Here is a 17,869-nt window from a genome sequence, read left to right as displayed (position 1 = left end):
CTTTCAGATTAACGGGGGCGGTGAATATGTGCGCTTTGGACGATGCCGAAGGCGGCCATCAGAACCAGCATGGCCGAACCGCCATAGCTGACCATCGGCAGGGGCACACCCACAACCGGTGCAAGGCCCATGACCATCGACATGTTGACCGCGAAGAACAGGAAGAAGTTCAGCGCAATGCCCAGTGTGACCAGGGATGAAAACCGATCCTTGGTGGCCAGAGCCGTGACCATGCAGAAGATGATGATCAGCGCGTAGAGGATCAGCAGGGTGATACCACCCACAAAGCCGAACTCTTCGGCCAGCGTGGTAAAGATGAAATCAGTGTGCTTTTCCGGAAGGAAGTTCAGGCGCGACTGGGTGCCCTGCATGAAACCGCGACCGTTCCAGCCGCCCGATCCCAGGGCGATTTTGGACTGCGTAATGTGATAGCCAGCCCCCAACGGGTCGGTTGAGGGATCAAGGAACGTATCGATGCGGCGGAACTGGTAGTCCTTGAGCAATTGCCACTCGGTCCCGCGGCTATTGAACACCGTGGCAATCAAACCGACTACGGCGGCGATGACGGCCGCGAAATAGGCCCAGTGGACACCGGCCAGAAACATCAATCCGCCACCCGCGGCCAGCAAAAGGATCGATGTGCCAAGATCTGGTTGTTTGAGGACCATGGCCGTCGGGATAAGGATCAGCACAACCGGGATCAAAACCCAAAGCGGTCGCGAGGTTTTGTGAGACGGCAACCAGTCGTAGTAGGCCGCCAGAACCATGACCAGCGCGACCTTCATCACTTCGGAAGGTTGTAGCCGCATGAAGCCAAGGTCGATCCACCGCTGCGCGCCCATGCCGATGGTGCCGAACAGTTCTACAAAAACCAAAAGGACAATCGAACCCAGATAGGCCAGAACCGACATGTTTCGCCAGAACCAGATCGGCACCAGCGCGATGATAAACATCACGGTGAGGCCCAGCCCGAAACGCTCAATCTGTGGCTCGGCCCATGGCATCCACGAACCGCCTGCGACCGAGTACAGCATCAGGAAGCCAGCGCTGGCGACGCTGATCAACAGCAGCGTCAGCGGCCAGTTCATATACAGAAACTTGCGAAACCCAGTCGGGGTGGATTTGACGGCATACTCAAGATAGCTCATGCGCGGTCCTTTTCGGACGGGCGCGCTTTGGGGCGGCGGTCGCCCTCAAGCCGTTTTTGTTGTTCCTTGATGCGCTCGCGATCTGCGACGGGATATGCCTCAAGCGGTGGCGTGCCGTTGTAAAGCGCCTGCAGCAGGATATCGCGCGCGACCGGGGCCGCGGCCTTAGAGCCGCCGCCGCCGTGCTCGACCACAACCGCGATGGCGTATTTCGGATTGTCATAGGGTGCGTAGCTGACGAACAGAGCGTGGTCGCGCCGTTCCCAGGGCAGATCTTCGTTGCGGATCACACCGGCCGCGCGTTCGGCCTTGGTGATGTTGCGCACCTGGCTGGTTCCGGTCTTGCCGGCCATGCGCAGATCGTCGGCGATGATGCGGCTGCGATATGCCGTGCCGCCCCGGTCGTTCGAGACCGAGAACATCGCTTTGCGCACCTGTTCCAGATTGGCGGGATTGACGTCAAGCGGCTCACCCGCGCCCGAGGGTTCTTCGACACCGTTCACGGATCGAACCAAACGTGGTTTCACGGCTCGGCCCGTGGCGATGCGCGCGGTCATGACCGCAAGCTGCAGTGGCGAGGCCAGCATGAACCCTTGGCCGATCGACGCATTGGCCGTGTCACCGACCAACCAGCTTTCGCCGTGGACCCGCTCTTTCCATGCTTGATTGGGTGCCAGTCCAGCCGCGACGGCGGACATCGGGATGTCGTGCTTGACGCCCAAGCCGAACTTGCGCGCCATTTCCGAGATTTTGTCGATACCGGTGCGCAGTGCAACATCGTAATAGTAGACGTCGCAGCTGCGCTTCAACGAAAGGTTCAAGTCGACCGTCCCATGCCCGCCGCGCTTCCAACAGTGGAACCGGCGGCTACCAACTTTCAGGTGACCGGGGCAATAGACCGTGTTGCCGGGGCCGACAACGCCAGCCTCAAGCGCGGCCATCGCGGTGATCATTTTGAAGGTCGATCCGGGCGGATAGGTACCCTGTACAGTCTTGTTCGCGAGCGGGCGATATTTATCATTCGTCAGCGTGCGGTAATCAGCGACCGAGATGCCGCGCACGAAAAGGTTGGGGTCGAAACTGGGAGCCGAACTGATCGCCCGGATGTCTCCGGTTTCACAATCGATGACGACCGCAGCGGCACTTTCCCCGGCCAGCCGGGCCTGAGCATACTGCTGCAAGTCCGCATCGACGGACAATTGCAGATCGGCCCCGGCCTCGCCCTCTTGTCGGTCCAACTCGCGCATGACGCGGCCTGTTGCGTTGACTTCGACCCGTTTAGCGCCTGCTTTGCCGCGCAGCGTGCCTTCTTGTTTCGCTTCCAAGCCGACTTTACCGATCTGGAACCGGGGAATGCGCAGCACAGGTTCGGGGTCTTCCATCTGGCTGAGGTCATAGTCGCTGACCGGTCCAACATAGCCGACCACATGGGCGAAATCCTCGTACCGGGGGTAAAGGCGCGCGGTGCCAACCTCGGGCGTGACGCCCGGCAGGGCGGGCGCGTTCACGGCAACTTTCGAGATATCTTCCCAAGTAACCTGATCAGCCAGCGTGACGGGCAGGAATGGGGCAGACCGGCGCATTTCGGTCTTGGCGCGGTCAATTTCGTCTTGTGTAAGCGGGATCAGCTCTGAAAGCTTGGCAATGACCTTGTCGACATCACCCGCATCTTCGCGGACCATGACAATACGATAAGACTGCGTGTTCTGGCCAATGATCTGGCCGGTGCGGTCATAGATGCGCCCGCGTGTCGGCGGGATAAGGCGAATGTTGATCCGGTTTTCTTCGGCCAGCAGGCGGTATTCGTCAGCCTGATCCACTTGCATGAAGCGCATTCGGGCCGCCAGACCACCAATGAACGCCGCTTGTAGCCCGCCTAGGACCAAGGCTCGGCGGGGGAGGCGCTTATAGGCAAGGCCTTGGCTTTTGGGCTTACGCTGTTTCATGCCCGCACCCCTCCGGTGCCAGAGTCAGATACCGACACGCGCCGGACGCCAAACACATTTTGGCTGAGAAGAACGAACAGAGGATAGACTGCAATTGTCAGAACCACTTGCACCACCACCGGGCCCAATGCCGCTTGTTGTACGGATAGAATAGCAAGAATGATGCGGTTCAAAAGAAAAACCCCCGTGATCACCACGGCTGCACTTGTCCATTCGGCGACAAATCCCGCGTCTCGCATCCCCGGCGCGGCCGAACGCAGATAGCTGGTTCCCAACACAACAAGTGCGGCCAACAGCCCCGGGGGGCGCTGCAAAAGCAGATCTGCCATCAACATCACCGCCGCCACAAGCAGGATCGGAACATAGTCAGGTTGGCGCAAAACCCAAACAAATGTCATTGCGATCAGAAAATCAGGAAATGGCCAGCGATCGGGTTGAGTGTCCAGCGGCAGAAGATGCAGGAACATGATCAGAACCGCCAGAAACAGGTACAGCGCCCGCATGATCCAGATGTGCGAGGTCTGCCTATCCATCGCCGGTCTCCGGCGGGGTCAGGGCGGCCTCGGGTCGGCGGGGGCCGACAATGTCTCCGGGGTCGGTGATCACGGGGGCCGAATGAAAGCGCAGTACCCGCAGGAATTCGAGCCGTTCAAAATCTGCCGACAGTCGTACGCGCAGGCGGCCGCCGGGGTCTTCGGTGATTTGGCCAATCAGGAGGCCACCGGGGAACACACCGCCATCGCCCGAGGTCACAACGCGGTCACCTGGGCGCACCAACTCGCGGTTTTCAAGAAACTCTACAGATGGGGATTGCGTGTTATCGCCGGTGATCAAGGCGGTCTGGCCGGACGGTTGTATCGTCGCTGGAATCGCGCTGGAGGCGTCGGTCATCAGGATTACGCGGGCAGTGTCGGGACCAACGCCCGAGATGCGCCCAACGACGCCGATCCCGTCCATAGTGGCCCAGCCATCGCGGATGCCGTCGCGCTCGCCCACGTTTAGCAGGACCGATTGGCGGAAGGGTGAGCCGCTGTCGGCCATGACAACGCCGGTGATGTAGGTCAGGCGGGGGTCAAGACGGACATTGTTCAGGTCCAGCAGTCGGGCGTTTTCCTGTTCCAGTTGTAACGCCGCCTCTTTCCACGCGCGCATGATGCGCAATTCGCTGCGCAGCTCTTGGTTCTGGGCGCTGAGCCGTTGGTAGCTTTGGAAATCGCGCACCAGATTGACCGCAGCGGTGACCGGCACCATGGCCCATTCCATTGAGGGCACAACACGGTCTACGACTTGCGCGCGGAACCGTTCCACGCGTGGGCTGTCGATCCGCCAGATCAGAAAGATGCCAAGCAGGCACAGAACAACGATCCCCAGCAACAAGCGGCGCAAAGGGGTGGTGTATTCATCGCGCTGTGATCGGTCTTTTGCCACAGGTTACCTTCCCGTGCTGCTCGTGCCGAAATTACCCTATGTGCTAAAGGGTGCGCGCCTTAGCTTTCGTAGTCAATCGCGTGGCGCAGTTGTTTTTCGTATTCCAGCGCCTTGCCGGTGCCCAAAGCCACACAATTCAGGCTTTCATCGGCAATCGACACGGCCAGACCGGTCTGTTCGCGCAGAGCAAGGTCCAGATCGCCCAATAGCGCACCACCACCGGTCAGCATCACGCCACGGTCAACGATGTCCGCTGCCAGATCAGGCGGAGTGGTTTCGAGCGCGGTCATCACCGCCTCGCAGATCTGCTGGACAGGTTCGGACAGCGCTTCGGCCACCTGAGCCTGACTGATCTCGATTTCCTTGGGCACACCGTTCAGCAGGTCGCGGCCGCGGATATGCATCGACTGGCCACGGCCGTCGTCAGGCATTCGCGCTGTGCCGATAGTGGTCTTGATGCGTTCGGCGGTGGATTCACCGACCAGCAGGTTTTGCTGACGACGCAGGTACGAGATGATGGCCTCATCCATCCGGTCTCCACCAACACGGACCGAACGGGCGTAAACGATGTCGCCCAGCGACAGGACGGCAACTTCGGTTGTACCACCGCCGATGTCGACGACCATGTTGCCAGTCGGATCGGTGATCGGCATACCAGCGCCAATCGCAGCGGCAATCGGTTCGGCAATCAGGCCTGCGCGGCGCGCGCCTGCTGACAGAACCGACTGGCGGATCGCCCGCTTTTCGACCGGAGTCGCGCCATGGGGGACGCAGACGATAATCTTGGGTTTCGAGAAGGTCGAACGTTTGTGCACCTTGCGAATGAAGTGCTTGATCATTTCCTCGGCGGTGTCGAAGTCGGCGATAACGCCTTCGCGCATCGGGCGGATGGCTTCGATCGAACCGGGCGTCCGCCCCAGCATCAGTTTGGCGTCCTCGCCAACGGCCAGAACCTTTTTGACACCGTCCTTGACGTGATAGGCGACAACCGAAGGTTCAGACAGGATCACACCGCGCCCCTTGACATAAACCAGCGTGTTCGCTGTCCCAAGGTCGATAGCCATGTCCGCTGTGAACAGGCCGCCCAGATTGCCAAAGATCCCCATGTTTCCCCTGATCCTGTATGTCGGTTTTTTCTACTGCCCGCGACTCGACGGTTCCGGGACGGATGACTTATAGGGTGCCAACTCGCCCGGTAAAAGGGCTGATTCCACGGCAATCAGCACCTTTCCGCCTTAATGGTAGGGACTTTAGAAGGCAAAATGCTCTCATATCAACATATTTACCACGCAGGTAACCTTGCTGACGTCCACAAGCACGCGATTTTGGCAGAAACGCTGGCGTATCTGACCCAGAAGGACAAACCGCTGAGCTATATCGAAACCCATTCGGGGCGCGGGCTGTATTATCTGGACTCGGATCAGGCTGTTCAGACCGGTGAGGCTGCGGCAGGGATTGAGCGTGCGCAGACCGAAGGCTGGTTCGATGCCGATCATCCGCTGAGCCGGGCGATTGCGGCTGTGCAGGCTCAACATGGCCCATCCACATATCCGGGGTCACCGCTGATCGCGGCGAAGTTGCTGCGCCCGCAAGACAAGATGCACCTGGCGGAATTGCACCCACAGGAATTCCGCGCCTTGTCGGCGGCTCTGGTAACGACCGACGCTAAAACTTATCGCCAGGACGGTTTCGAGTTGGCGCAATCCCTGCTGCCGCCCACGCCCCGGCGCGGTGTGGTACTGATTGACCCAAGCTACGAAATCAAATCCGACTACGAGCGGCTTCCCGGCATTATCGCCTCGCTCAATCGCAAGTGGAATGTGGGCGTGATCGCATTGTGGTACCCGCTCCTTGCGAATGGCCGCCAACGGGCGATGCGTGACGCCTTGGCAAAGCGGGATTTTCCGAAAGTGTTGCACCATGAGGTGCAGTTTCCAGCCGCGCGGGAGGGGCACGGGATGATCGGGTCTGGCATGTTTGTCGTGAACGCGCCTTATGGCCTGGGTAATGCCGTGAACCAGTTGGATGGGCTGTTTGGCAGCCTGTCGGCCTAGGTTTTTGTGGCTCAGTTACTCCCGGTTCACGCGAACTTTCTTTGCTGAACGGCGTCCCCGTCTGGCATAAATTCACTTGTGACAACAATGACCTCGCGGGATGAATGCCTTTTTTCAAGGCCTGCGCCTTGATTTTTGGCGATCACTTCGTAATTAAGCTGTCACAAGTGACAATAAATGGGAATCGGATTACTTCGATGGACTTCCTAAACCGCCATATCAGTGACTTTCACCTAAGTTACTGGGAAACCATGATCGACGACTGGTTCTTCGTCTTTGCTTTGGCCTTTCTGGCCTTTGAGCTGATCCGTTACGCCGTCGTCAAAAAACTGAACTGGACGATGGTTGGTGACACGGTCACCAATTTTATCACTCTGGCCTTCTTCTTCGGCATCAGCTTTATCTTGCTGGCCAGCTTTTACATCGGTGCGTATGTCTGGGCCTCGCAATATGCGGTGTTCGATATCCCGACGATGTGGGCCTCGTTCATCATCGTGCTGATCCTGGCTGACCTTGCCTATTATTGGGAGCATCGGATTCTGCACCGGATCAACTTCCTTTGGGCAACGCATTCGGTCCACCACAGCTCGCCCTTCTTCAACATCTCGGTGGCGTATCGGCACGGTCCGCTGGACGGGCTTTGGCCGCTGTTCTTTCACCTGCCGCTGGTTCTGCTGGGTTTCAACCCGTTCATGGTGTTGATCGTGGAACTGCTCGTGCAGCTGTATCAAACGGCCCTGCATACTGAAGTGATCAAAAAGCTTTGGCGCCCGATAGAGTACATCTTCAACACGCCTTCGCATCACCGTGTCCACCATGGGTCGAACCCGAAGTACCTGGACAAAAACTATGCCGGTATACTGATCATCTGGGATCGCATGTTCGGTACGTTCGAGGAAGAGAAGGAAGAGGTGGTTTATGGCCTCGTCAAGCCAATCGACTCGGTCAACCCGTTCGTCGCTTTCCTTCACGGCTTTGCCCGGCTGTTCAAGGATGTCTGGAATATGCCCGGGTTCGGTAACAAGTTGGGCGTTTTCTTCGGCCCGCCGGGCTGGCAGCCAAAGAACGCTCGTAAACAACGCGAGCCCGCAGAATAAGCCGAAGGAACGCACAACATGCCAAGCAACACACAACGCATCGTCGCGGCCATCGTAACGGCGGGGCTGTTCGTCGGAGGCGCCTGGGTCGCCTCGGGGTTCGGGACAAACGTCAGCGAAGCCGCAGCGCCGAATTCTGCAATCGCGCAGAATGATGGACTAAGCGTCAACCTGCACGGAGCGCGCAGCACAAAGGGCAACGTGATCGTCATGGCCTTTGATCAGGCGACGGCCTTTGACAATATGGACCACACCAAGGCGGCTGGATACCTTGAGGTCCCTGCGTCGGAACAGACAATGCGGTTTGATTTTCCCGATCTGAAAAACGGGTATTACGCCGTCATCGCCTTCCATGACGAGAATGGTGACTACGACCTGAACACTGATGCCAACTACATCCCGACCGAAGGCTATGCGGTGTCGGGGATGAACGATCTCAATGACATGCCGGTCTTCGAGTATTCGCTGATCGAACCAGGCAAGGCGTCAGACCTGACCTTGTTCTACTGGTAATAACTTACCGGATGCCGGCCTTCCCGGCATCCGGCAAACGATCTATGAACGCGGTTTCATTTCCGCGCTCAGAAACTCTTCGGGGGTGTCGACCTCTTCCAGCCTGCGACCTTTGATCTGCCAGAACCGGTTGCCAACGTTGCGCAGGAAACTTCGGTCGTGACTGACAAGCAGACATGAGACGTCATTGCGGATCAGTTCGGCTTCCAGCGCCTCTTGCCCGTCGATATCCAGGTGGTTTGTCGGCTCATCCAGAAGGTAGAAATTTGGGTTGTGCAGCCTCAGCATGAGCATCGCCAGCCGTGCTTTTTGCCCGCCTGACAGCTCACCACTTCGAGTGTCCTGCATCCCAAAGTTGATACCGGCCCCCGCCAGCACGGTGCGCGCGCGTTGATCGCCGGTGTCGAACCGACGTGTCACAGTCTCCAGCGGCGTCCTTTCACTGTCCAACTGGCTCAGATGTTGGTCCGAGTAGGCAGGAACCAGTGAAGCCGCACTTTTGACTGGGCTGTTGCCACCGGTCAGAGCGTTTTGGATCATACGAACCAATTGGGTTTTGCCGGTGCCATTGGCCCCCAACAGAACAACGCGGTCGCCCTTGTTGATCCATTTCTGACCGGTCCTGTACAGCATCGTCCCATCAGGGGTTTCAACGGCCAGATCCTCCAAAGTGATCAACGCTTTTGCATGCGTACCGCTGTTGACCAGTCGGATATCCCCGGCCGAATGTTCGCGATGCGCAGGTTTGGCTGCCGATTCCAACTTGTCGGCCCGATCCGCCAGTTGCTTGGTCTTGGTCAGCAAAAGGTCAGAGCCCGAATTGATCCCGACATTTTTCAGCTTGGCCGCCTGACGCCGCAACTGACGTGCCTTGTTCAGGTCGTTGGCGTGTCGACGTTCGTCCGAAGCGTCAACCTCGGCCAGCGCTGCTCGGGCTGCCGAGTAGGGCAACTGAAAGACCTGAGAGCTTTCGGGCCGCAGAAACAGGGTTCGGTTGGTCGAGGCATCCAGAAACGCCCGGTCATGCGAGGTGATGACAACCGGCGTATCCTTGGGCATCCCGGCCAGCCAGCTTTCGAGCAGCGCGATGCGATGCAGGTCCAGATGGTTTGTTGGCTCATCCAGCAACAGCAGGTCCGGCCTTGTGATCCAAACAGCGGCCAGCAGAGCGGTGCGTTGCCAGCCTCCACTAAGAGCGCTGAGTTTTTGGTGAAACAGATCGTAGGGAACGCTCAGTTCATCCAGCACAACATCAACCCGCCAGCTTTCGTATTCGGCCTGTTCGGCCGGGAGAGCAGCGAGGACGTGGTCGTACAGTGTCTGTGACAATGCCTCGGGCGGGATGTTCTGGCGGACGTGGCCTACCCGCAGACCGCGGGCACGTGTAATGTCGCCGGTGGTCTGTTCCAGCTCACCCGCCAGACAGGCGAGTAACGTGGATTTGCCGCGGCCATTCGCGGCGACAAGACCAATACGGTCAGATTTCGAGATCGTCAGGCTCAGGTCTGAGAATAACGGGTCGCCCAGGGTCATCCCCAGCGCACGGATATTGATGATGGTCATAGGTATCTCGGGTCGTAAAAATAGGGCCGCGGCGCGGCTATGGGCAGACCGTCGATGAAGGTGGTGTTCTCGGGTCAGCCCTGCAAACGGATCTGCAGGGCAAAACGGGGACCATGCTGAAGTCGGCGGATGATACGCATGTTCAGCTCTTGCCCTCCCGTTGTTGAATGTGAACCTTGCGGCAGATTATGCAGGCAAGCCCGTTATGGCAACCCACAGTTCAGCGGGGTGCGGGTTTTAGGGACGGCACGCAGGGTGCCGCCCCCATCCGCTATCAGGTCAGGTCTTTGTAGCTGATCTCGCGCGCGTCTGCGCCGGGGCCGGTTTTTTCGCGGCGTACGATCAGGCGGTTCAGCGCGTGGATATAGGCCTTGGCCGAAGCCACGACTGTATCAGTGTTCGCTGATTGACCGGTTGCAATCATCCCGTCCTCTTCCAAACGCACCGAAACGGTGGCTTGTGCATCCGTGCCCGCAGTCACCGCATGCACCTGATACAGCTGAAGATGCGCCTTGTTCGGGTAGATCGCGCGGATGGCTTTGAAGGTCGCGTCAACCGGACCGTCGCCGTGTTCGGTAGCAATGATATCCTTGCCGTCCACTTCCAGTTCGACGGTCGATTCCGCCTGACCGCCTGTACCGCAGGTGACTTTCATCGACACCAGTTGCAGGTGGTCGTACTCTTCATCCAACGTCATCAACGCGATGAGGTCGTCGTCGAACACCTCTTTCTTGCGGTCGGCCAGATCCTTGAACCGCACGAAGATGTCCTTGAGCTGGTTGTCGCCGACCTCATAGCCCAGCGTTTCCAGCTTGTCGCGCAGCGCCGCGCGGCCCGAGTGTTTGCCGAGCGGCAGGGATGTACCCGAGAGGCCGATATCTTCGGGTCGCATGATCTCGAAGTTTTCGCGGTTCTTCAGCATCCCATCCTGGTGGATGCCGCTTTCGTGGGCAAAAGCGTTCTTGCCGACGATGGCCTTGTTGAACTGCACGTTAAAGCCCGACACAGTCGCGACCCGGCGCGAGATATGCATGATCTTGGTAGTGTCGATGCCAGTATGCCAGGGCATGATGTCATTGCGGGTGCGCAGCGCCATCACAACCTCTTCCAGCGCCGTATTGCCAGCCCGTTCGCCCAGACCATTGATTGTACATTCAATCTGGCGCGCACCACCGGCGACAGCCGCCAGAGAGTTCGCGGTCGCCATGCCAAGGTCGTTATGGCAGTGGGTGGCAAAGATGACGTCATCCGCGCCGGGGACCGTTTCGATCAGGCGTCTGATCAGGTCCGCAGATTCCATCGGAGCGGTATAGCCCACGGTATCCGGGATGTTGATCGTGGTCGCCCCGGCCTTGATCGCAATTTCGATCACCCGGCAAAGGTAGTCCCACTCGGTCCGCGTGGCATCCATCGGCGACCACTGCACGTTTTCGCACAGGTTGCGCGCATGGGTGACCGTTTCATGGATTTTGTCGGCCATCTCGTCCTGCGTCAGGTTCGGAATGGCGCGATGCAACGGAGAGGTGCCGATGAAGGTGTGAATACGGTTCTTCTTGGCGTGTTTCACCGCCTCCCAGCAGCGGTCGATATCTGCAAAGTTGGCGCGGGCCAGCCCGCATATGCGGCTGTTTTTTGACCGTTCGGCGATCTCGGAAACGGCCTTGAAGTCACCTTCGGAAGCGATCGGGAAACCAGCCTCAATAATGTCGACACCCATGTCGTCCAGCAGCTCGGCAATCTCAAGCTTTTCGGCGTGGGTCATGGTTGCGCCGGGACTTTGCTCGCCGTCGCGCAAGGTGGTGTCAAAGATCAAGACGCGGTCTTGGTCGGTCACATTAGTCATGGGAATCTCTTTCTTGTCTGTCCTAAAGCCTTTTGGCGCGCGGGCGTCCTCCTCTGAGCGGGCGCGCCGGATGGCACGCTCAGAGGCGGATTAGGATCAGTAGGCCACGCAGAGACGCACCGCGAAGGGCGGTGTCGGCAATCAGGATATCTGCGCGGTTGATCATGGGGATGAGGTTATACATTGCGCGACGGGAATGAAAAGAACCAATTTTCGCCATCTCTGCATGACGAATTCTTTTTTTGCGCCCGTGTTGATCGATCGGATCAAGCGGCTAGGTCAGTCAGAATGGAAACGGCACTTATCATCGGCGCGTCAGGTGGCATCGGCAGCGCAATTGCCGCAAGGCTGAAACAGCAGTCAGTAACTGTCATCAGCCTGTCGCGGTCGCAGGACGGTTTTGATCTGACCAATCCTGAGGTCGTTGATAAGGCCTTGTCGAACCTGCCCGGCCCGTTTGATCTGATCCTCGTTGCCTCCGGCGCGCTCGAGATTGATGGCGCAACACCCGAAAAAACCATTCGGTCGGTGTCAGCGCAGGCGATGATGGATCAGTTTGCGCTGAACGCGGTCGGGCCAGCACTGGTATTGCGGCATGCCGCACGCCTGTTGCCGCGCGACCGTCGAGCCGTTTTTGCGGTGCTGTCAGCGCGGGTGGGGTCGATTGGAGACAATCGTCTGGGCGGTTGGATCAGTTACCGGGCAGCGAAGGCGGCGGTAAACCAGATCGTCCATACATCCGCGATCGAGCTGGCCCGAACCCACAAACAGGCAATCTGCGTTGCGTTGCATCCGGGCACGGTGCAGACGGCCTTTACCCAGAAGTATGTCGGGCGACACCCCGCCGTCGCGCCTGATGAGGCCGCCCGGAACCTGCTGGCTGTCACAGAAACACTTAGCCCCGAGGATACGGGCGGGTTTTTTGACTGGGCCGGAAAACCGGTGCCTTGGTAGGCGATCAGCCGTCCGAAGCCGATGTATCGGGTACGGCTTCGGTATCGCTTTCTTCGGGCGCGCTCACGTTTTCGCGCGGCAAGACGCCATTTTCCCAAACGCCGGTCTCTTCCTGACCATTGGCATAGCGCATCGTGCCGGTGCCGTGGCGCTTGTTGTCCAGAAATGTGCCTTCGTAGACATCGCCAGTGGCATAGGTTGCCACGCCTTGACCGCTGATTTTGCCCTCGACCCAACCGCCGGTATAGCTAAAGCCGCGCGGTGTGGTGATGGTGCCCTCGCCATGACGTTGCCCATCGTTGAATGCGCCTTCATAGATGGTGCCGTCAGGAAAAGTCGCTTTGCCCTGACCTTGACGCGCACCTTCAACCCAATCGCCCTCGTACCGGTATCCGTTTGCGAAGGTCAGGACGCCATTTCCGTGGCTGAGGCCGTTTTTGAACTGGCCCTGATATACAACGCCATTGGGGTAGGTGGCCTTGCCATTCCCCTCGAAGATGCCAGCTTGCCACTCGCCATCATAGACCGTTCCGTCTGGATAGGTTTGGACGCCCTTGCCGTGGGGCAGATCGGCGCTGAAGTCACCGGTGTAGGTCGCTCCGTCGGGATAGGTGACCTCACCCAGCCCTTCGATCTGACCGTCCACCCATTCACCGGTATAGTCAAACCCGTCGGTACCCAGGAAACGCCCTTTGCCGTGGCGCCTGTCGTCGGCATATTCGCCCTCGTAGGTCGCGCCATTGGCGTATGTGGCCTTGCCCGTGCCCTGACGGCGGCCATCAACCAGGTCCCCTTCGTACAGATCGCCATTGGCTTGCAGCAAGCGGCCCTTGCCGGTCATGCGGTCCTGAGACCATGTGCCGGTATAGGTCATGCCATCCGGGACAGTCAGGGTGCCCTGACCATCGCGCAGGCCGTCCTTGATGTCGCCTTCATAAACACTGCCCTGCGCCGAGGTGATTTTGCCGGTGCCGTGCTTGACGCCATCCACCCAGTCGCCTTCGTAGGTGTACCCGCTGGGATCGGTAAGAATGCCTTTGCCGTGATAGCGCGCGTCCTTGAAGCCGCCCTCGTACCGGACGCCGTTCGTGTATTTTGCGACTCCGGTTCCGTTGATTGATCCGTCTGCCCATTCACCTTCATAGCTGCCGCCATCGGGATAAATAATCTTGCCCTGACCCTCGGGCTGGCCCTGAGCGAACATCCCTTCATAGACCGAGCCGTTGACGTACCGCGCGATGCCCTTGCCCTGAATCTCGCCTTCGACCCATTCGCCGACATATTCGAACCCGTTGGGCAGGCGGTAGGTGCCTTCGCCATGGCGCAGGCCGTTTAGGAAAGTGCCTTCGTACACGCCGCCGACGTCATCATCCGCAACGATCACCTGCCCGTCTTGCGCAAAGCCGGATGTGGCCAGCAATGCCAACGCCGTTACGGCAAAAGAAATGCGGAATGCGTTCATGGTTGTTCCTGCTTTGCCCAGGTTTATGACTTGTTCGCGCAAAACTAAGATACCCGTGCGGACAGAGCAACGTGTTTTGCCGCATTTGCCTTTTACTCGCGGTGCGATCTGCTAAATGGCAATAGGACTGACGAGGGCAAGAGGGCAGCATGGCCGACCGTTTCCGCATTACTCTGGCGCAACTGAACCCCACCGTTGGGGACATCCAAGGCAACGCGGCCAAAGCGCGTGCAGCGTGGAAACAGGGGCAAGACGCCGGCGCCGATCTGGTGGCCTTTCCGGAAATGTTTATCACCGGTTACAACACTCAGGACCTGATCATGAAGCCCGTGTTCCATCGGGCAGCGATGGCGGCGGTTCAGCAACTGGCCGAGGATTGTGCCGATGGACCAGCCATCGCAATTGGCGGGCCATGGGTCGAGGGCGACAAGCTGTATAATGCTTACCTGATCCTCAAGGGAGGCCGTATCAGCAGCAAAGTGCTGAAGCATCATCTGCCGAACGAAACCGTGTTTGACGAGGTGCGCTTGTATGACGCCGGTCCGCTGGGCGGGCCCTATTCGGTCGGCAACTCCCGGATCGGCAGCCCGATCTGCGAAGACAGTTGGCACCCGGATGTCGCTGAAACTTTGGAGGAAACAGGCGCCGAGTTTCTGTTGATCCCGAATGGCTCGCCTTACTTTCGCGACAAGTACGATGTTCGCCTGAACCACATGGTCGCCCGGGTGGTCGAGACGGGCCTACCGCTGATCTATCTGAACATGGTGGGCGGGCAGGACGATCAGGTCTTTGATGGTGCCACCTTCGGTCTGAACCCCGGCGGAGAAATGGCGTTCCGCATGCCCGTCTTTGACGAGGCTGTCGCGCATGTAGACCTTGAGCGCGGAAATGACGGCTGGCGCATCGTCCCGGCCGATATTGTACCGCAACCCGACGAATGGGAGCAGGACTATCGCGCAATGGTTCAATCCCTGCGCGATTATATGGGCAAAACCGGGTTCAAAAAGGCGCTGTTGGGGCTGTCCGGGGGTGTGGACTCGGCGCTGGTCGCGGCCATCGCGGTGGATGCAATCGGTGCGGACAACGTACGTTGTATCATGCTGCCGTCGGAATACACCAGCCAAGCCTCTCTGGACGATGCCGAAGCTGTCGCCAAGGCGCTGGGTGTGCACTACGATTATGTGCCGATCTCGGACAGCCGTGCTGCCGTGACCCAAACCCTTGCGCCTCTGTTTGCGGGGCGAGACGAGGATCTGACCGAAGAAAACATTCAGTCGCGCTTGCGCGGCCTGCTACTGATGGCGCTGTCGAACAAATTTGGTGAAATGCTGCTGACCACAGGCAACAAATCCGAGGTCGCGGTTGGGTACGCAACCATCTATGGCGATATGAATGGCGGCTACAATCCGATCAAGGACCTGTACAAAACGCGCGTGTTTGAAACCTGCCGCTGGCGCAACGCCAATCACCGCGACTGGATGATGGGGCCAGGGGGCGAGGTGATCCGACCTTCGGTGATCGACAAGCCGCCCAGTGCTGAACTGCGAGAAGATCAAAAAGACAGCGACAGTCTGCCGGACTATCCCGAGCTGGATGCCATTCTGGAAATCCTGGTGGATCAGGAAGGCTCGATCGCGGATTGCGAGGCAGCAGGTTTCGATGCGGATGTGGCCCGCCGAGTCGAGCATCTGATCTACATCAGCGAGTACAAACGGTTTCAGTCCGCCCCTGGAACCCGATTGACCAGCCGCGCCTTCTGGCTGGACCGCAGATACCCGATTGTGAACCGTTGGCGAGATCGCACCTAAGTCGATTCCGCCCGAGTTTTTGGCGTCGCCACATGGTTTCTAAGATTCAGGAATTAACCTGACTGACCCCGTATTGGTTCCGTTGCGGAGACAATGGTCGGTTTGATTCGCGCAGCGATGCCCAATGGGCTTGAAATCACGACATTTTTCTGCCACATTTTAGCTTAATTGCCGCCTCAAGTGGGGCAGATGCGGCGCATTTTAGGTTAGCTCGTTATTTCGGCCGGGCTCTTTATGTGACGCGTCATTAATTGGGTGTCTGTGTTAACGATTTGGTGTGAAAATGCGTGAGCAATACGACAGGTCTCTCCACTCGCCATTGCCGTGGAAAACCATGGAGTCTGAGGGACACGAACTGGACGAAGGCAAGCTTGATTCCGCAATTGCCGATCTGCTGGGGGCTGAACAGCCGACCAAGCAGCCAAAGCCGCAGGAAGAACCAGCAACTGCAGCGGGTCTGCCTGAGCTACCTTCCCAGGAAAGCATGAACGAAGATATCTCTGCTCAAGAGGCCGGTCTGGCAGCTACGTTGCGCCAGAAATGGGCCGAGCTTTGCGGAGCTGCCTGACCTTCTGATCAGGGAAAATGAATGGTGCCAGGGATCAATCTGGCACTATGGACACATCTTTTGAAAATTGTGATCTGCGTGCCCTGCGACGTGTTGCTTAAGGGCGGATAGCACGCATTCATTGCGGTCCAAGCAATGAAGTAAGAGCGGCAGATGCCCGGCCCCAAGCCAACCCCCGTAGAACCTGACCTGCATCTGCCCAAGGCCGTGGACGTCGTCGTCATTGGCGGGGGAATCATTGGTGCCTCGACGGCTTTGGAACTATCCGAACGCGGCGCATCGGTTCTGCTATGCGAAAAGGGGCAGATTGCAGGCGAGCAGAGTTCCAGAAATTGGGGTTGGGTGCGATTGGGGCTGCGGGACCCGCGTGAAATTCCGTTGATGGTGGAATCGCATCGTGTTTGGCAAGACCTCGACCAGCGCATTGGCCGCAAAACCGGATTCACGCGGTCTGGTATTCTTTTCGGCGCATCAGGTGCGCGCGATCAGAACAATCTTGAGCGCTGGATGCGCAATGTCGAGGGCATGCAAACCGGCGCGCAGATGCTTTCGGGCGCCGCGCTGGACGATTTGTTACCAGGTAACCAGACCCGCTTGAAGACGGCATTGCACATGCCGAGGGACGGGCGGGCCGAGCCGCAATGGGCAGCTCCGGCTATAGCCGAAGCGGCGCGCGACAAAGGCGCGTGTGTAATGACCAACTGCGCTGTGCGCAGCGTCGATGTTCAAAACGGTCATATCACAGGAGTCTTTACCGAACGCGGCCGGGTCTCTTGCGCTCGTGTCGTGCTGGCGGGGGGCGCATGGTCCCGCTTGTTCGCCGGAAATGCAGGGATAGAGCTGCCGCAACTCAAGGTCCTGAACACAGTTCTGCGCACGTCGCCTGTGCAAGGACCGGAAACCGCTCTGTGGTCGGACGATTTTGCTATCCGAAAAAGGGCCGATGGCGGCTATACGATTGCATCCGGACATGAAAACACGGTCGACATTGTGCCGGATAGTTTCCGGCTTGCGCGGCAGTTTCTGCCCGCGTTTCGACAGGAATGGAGGTCTTTGCGGTTCCGCCTATCCAAGCGCTGGTCGATTGAAGCCGGGCAGGACCGGTCATGGCTGCCGACTGACGTCACGCCCTTCGAACACTGCCGCGTTTTGGACCCAGAGCCATCCGCCAAAGCGCTGAGACGGGCTTGGGCTCACGCGCGAAAGGGTTTCCCGGCGCTGGATCAGGCCGAGATCGTGCAAAGCTGGGCTGGAATGATCGATGTCACACCGGACGCGGTCCCGGTCATCTCGGCGGTTGATGAGATTTCGGGGATGTTCATCGCAACCGGATTCTCGGGCCACGGCTTTGGTATCGGACCCGGGGCGGGGCGATTGATGGCCGATCTGGTGTGCGAGACCGCGCCGTGTGTCGATCCGACCGCCTTTCGCCTGTCCAGATTCTCGGACGGGTCGAAAGTGCGGCCGGACGCGGGTTACTAAGGC

Annotated in this window: 15 protein-coding genes; 7 read left to right on the top strand and 8 right to left on the bottom strand. The window is 58.7% G+C overall.

All coding sequences use genetic code 11. The features are described from left to right. Positions 1 to 8: 8 nt before the first annotated feature. From rodA to GOV53_RS12215, 5 genes are read right to left on the bottom strand one after another with little or no spacing between them, the layout of a single operon-like run. Positions 9 to 1,148, bottom strand: coding sequence for a rod shape-determining protein RodA (gene rodA / locus GOV53_RS12235; RefSeq protein WP_170427077.1), 1,140 nt, complete (start codon positions 1,146 to 1,148; stop codon positions 9 to 11). Then, a complete protein-coding gene (gene mrdA / locus GOV53_RS12230) occupies positions 1,145 to 3,094 on the bottom strand; it encodes a penicillin-binding protein 2 (protein WP_170467032.1) in 1,950 nt (649 codons plus the stop codon). The genes rodA and mrdA overlap by 4 nt, the downstream gene beginning before the upstream one ends. Then, complete coding sequence (locus GOV53_RS12225; RefSeq protein ID WP_170467030.1) at positions 3,091 to 3,627, bottom strand: rod shape-determining protein MreD; 537 nt, start codon at positions 3,625 to 3,627, stop codon at positions 3,091 to 3,093. Before GOV53_RS12225 ends, mrdA begins: the two co-directional genes overlap by 4 nt. Then, entirely contained in the window at positions 3,620 to 4,522 is a 903-nt protein-coding gene (gene mreC / locus GOV53_RS12220; RefSeq protein WP_170467028.1) for a rod shape-determining protein MreC, read from the bottom strand. Before mreC ends, GOV53_RS12225 begins: the two co-directional genes overlap by 8 nt. Before the next feature lie 59 nt (positions 4,523 to 4,581). Then, positions 4,582 to 5,628 carry a rod shape-determining protein gene (locus tag GOV53_RS12215; RefSeq protein WP_039523195.1) on the bottom strand — a complete coding sequence of 349 codons (1,047 nt, stop codon included), beginning with the start codon at positions 5,626 to 5,628 and terminating at the stop codon, positions 4,582 to 4,584. 156 nt (positions 5,629 to 5,784) lie between these two features. On the opposite strand from GOV53_RS12215, the gene GOV53_RS12210 reads away from it, so the two are divergent. From GOV53_RS12210 to GOV53_RS12200, 3 genes are all read left to right on the top strand, one after another. Then, entirely contained in the window at positions 5,785 to 6,576 is a 792-nt protein-coding gene (locus GOV53_RS12210; RefSeq protein ID WP_170467026.1) for a 23S rRNA (adenine(2030)-N(6))-methyltransferase RlmJ, read from the top strand. A gap of 197 nt (positions 6,577 to 6,773) precedes the next feature. Beyond that, on the top strand, positions 6,774 to 7,673 hold the full coding sequence (locus GOV53_RS12205) for a sterol desaturase family protein (RefSeq protein WP_170467024.1): 900 nt from the start codon (positions 6,774 to 6,776) through the stop codon (positions 7,671 to 7,673). A gap of 18 nt (positions 7,674 to 7,691) precedes the next feature. Next, positions 7,692 to 8,186, top strand: a complete 495-nt coding sequence (locus tag GOV53_RS12200; RefSeq protein ID WP_170467022.1) for a DUF2141 domain-containing protein — start codon at positions 7,692 to 7,694, stop codon at positions 8,184 to 8,186. 42 nt (positions 8,187 to 8,228) lie between these two features. Here the strand turns inward: GOV53_RS12200 and GOV53_RS12195 are convergent, their stop codons facing one another. Further along, entirely contained in the window at positions 8,229 to 9,749 is a 1,521-nt protein-coding gene (locus GOV53_RS12195) for an ABC-F family ATP-binding cassette domain-containing protein (RefSeq protein ID WP_170467020.1), read from the bottom strand. Positions 9,750 to 10,023: 274 nt separating this feature from the next. After that, positions 10,024 to 11,592 (bottom strand): 2-isopropylmalate synthase, encoded by a 1,569-nt coding sequence (locus GOV53_RS12190; RefSeq protein WP_170467019.1) that lies wholly within the window; start codon positions 11,590 to 11,592, stop codon positions 10,024 to 10,026. A gap of 288 nt (positions 11,593 to 11,880) precedes the next feature. On the opposite strand from GOV53_RS12190, the gene GOV53_RS12185 reads away from it, so the two are divergent. Then, positions 11,881 to 12,546: an SDR family NAD(P)-dependent oxidoreductase gene (locus GOV53_RS12185; RefSeq protein WP_170467017.1), complete on the top strand. Its 666-nt coding sequence runs from the start codon at positions 11,881 to 11,883 to the stop codon at positions 12,544 to 12,546. A 4-nt stretch (positions 12,547 to 12,550) separates the two neighbouring features. On the opposite strand, the gene GOV53_RS12180 is transcribed toward GOV53_RS12185, so the two are convergent. Beyond that, positions 12,551 to 14,008 (bottom strand): MORN repeat-containing protein, encoded by a 1,458-nt coding sequence (locus GOV53_RS12180; protein ID WP_170467015.1) that lies wholly within the window; start codon positions 14,006 to 14,008, stop codon positions 12,551 to 12,553. Positions 14,009 to 14,157: 149 nt separating this feature from the next. On the opposite strand from GOV53_RS12180, the gene GOV53_RS12175 reads away from it, so the two are divergent. The 3 genes from GOV53_RS12175 (at position 14,158) to GOV53_RS12165 (ending at position 17,866) form a co-directional block, all read left to right on the top strand. Further along, positions 14,158 to 15,816: an NAD+ synthase gene (locus GOV53_RS12175; RefSeq protein WP_170467013.1), complete on the top strand. Its 1,659-nt coding sequence runs from the start codon at positions 14,158 to 14,160 to the stop codon at positions 15,814 to 15,816. Between the two features lie 334 nt (positions 15,817 to 16,150). Then, positions 16,151 to 16,384, top strand: coding sequence for a hypothetical protein (locus GOV53_RS12170; RefSeq protein ID WP_170467011.1), 234 nt, complete (start codon positions 16,151 to 16,153; stop codon positions 16,382 to 16,384). A gap of 153 nt (positions 16,385 to 16,537) precedes the next feature. After that, positions 16,538 to 17,866, top strand: coding sequence for an NAD(P)/FAD-dependent oxidoreductase (locus GOV53_RS12165; protein WP_170467009.1), 1,329 nt, complete (start codon positions 16,538 to 16,540; stop codon positions 17,864 to 17,866). The last annotated feature ends 3 nt before the right edge of the window (positions 17,867 to 17,869 follow it).

It is taken from the genome of Ruegeria arenilitoris (genome assembly GCF_013035315.1).
Taxonomy (GTDB): Bacteria; Pseudomonadota; Alphaproteobacteria; order Rhodobacterales; family Rhodobacteraceae; genus Ruegeria; species Ruegeria arenilitoris_D.
The sequence above is the reverse complement of the archived record's forward strand: the minus strand, read 5'-3'. Positions and strand labels throughout refer to the sequence as shown.

Bases quoted from the DNA above. Each gene is read 5' to 3' on its own strand.
- GOV53_RS12225 (WP_170467030.1), bottom strand. From the start codon at position 3,627: ATGGATAGGCAGACCTCGCACATCTGGATCATGCGGGCGCTGTACCTG.
- GOV53_RS12165 (WP_170467009.1), top strand. From the start codon at position 16,538: ATGCCCGGCCCCAAGCCAACCCCCGTAGAACCTGACCTGCATCTGCCC.
- GOV53_RS12175 (WP_170467013.1), top strand. From the start codon at position 14,158: ATGGCCGACCGTTTCCGCATTACTCTGGCGCAACTGAACCCCACCGTT.
- GOV53_RS12210 (WP_170467026.1), top strand. From the start codon at position 5,785: ATGCTCTCATATCAACATATTTACCACGCAGGTAACCTTGCTGACGTC.
- GOV53_RS12200 (WP_170467022.1), top strand. From the start codon at position 7,692: ATGCCAAGCAACACACAACGCATCGTCGCGGCCATCGTAACGGCGGGG.
- GOV53_RS12190 (WP_170467019.1), bottom strand. From the start codon at position 11,592: ATGACTAATGTGACCGACCAAGACCGCGTCTTGATCTTTGACACCACC.
- GOV53_RS12215 (WP_039523195.1), bottom strand. From the start codon at position 5,628: ATGGGGATCTTTGGCAATCTGGGCGGCCTGTTCACAGCGGACATGGCT.
- GOV53_RS12205 (WP_170467024.1), top strand. From the start codon at position 6,774: ATGGACTTCCTAAACCGCCATATCAGTGACTTTCACCTAAGTTACTGG.
- GOV53_RS12180 (WP_170467015.1), bottom strand. From the start codon at position 14,008: ATGAACGCATTCCGCATTTCTTTTGCCGTAACGGCGTTGGCATTGCTG.
- GOV53_RS12185 (WP_170467017.1), top strand. From the start codon at position 11,881: ATGGAAACGGCACTTATCATCGGCGCGTCAGGTGGCATCGGCAGCGCA.
- GOV53_RS12195 (WP_170467020.1), bottom strand. From the start codon at position 9,749: ATGACCATCATCAATATCCGTGCGCTGGGGATGACCCTGGGCGACCCG.
- GOV53_RS12170 (WP_170467011.1), top strand. From the start codon at position 16,151: ATGGAGTCTGAGGGACACGAACTGGACGAAGGCAAGCTTGATTCCGCA.
- mrdA (WP_170467032.1), bottom strand. From the start codon at position 3,094: ATGAAACAGCGTAAGCCCAAAAGCCAAGGCCTTGCCTATAAGCGCCTC.
- rodA (WP_170427077.1), bottom strand. From the start codon at position 1,148: ATGAGCTATCTTGAGTATGCCGTCAAATCCACCCCGACTGGGTTTCGC.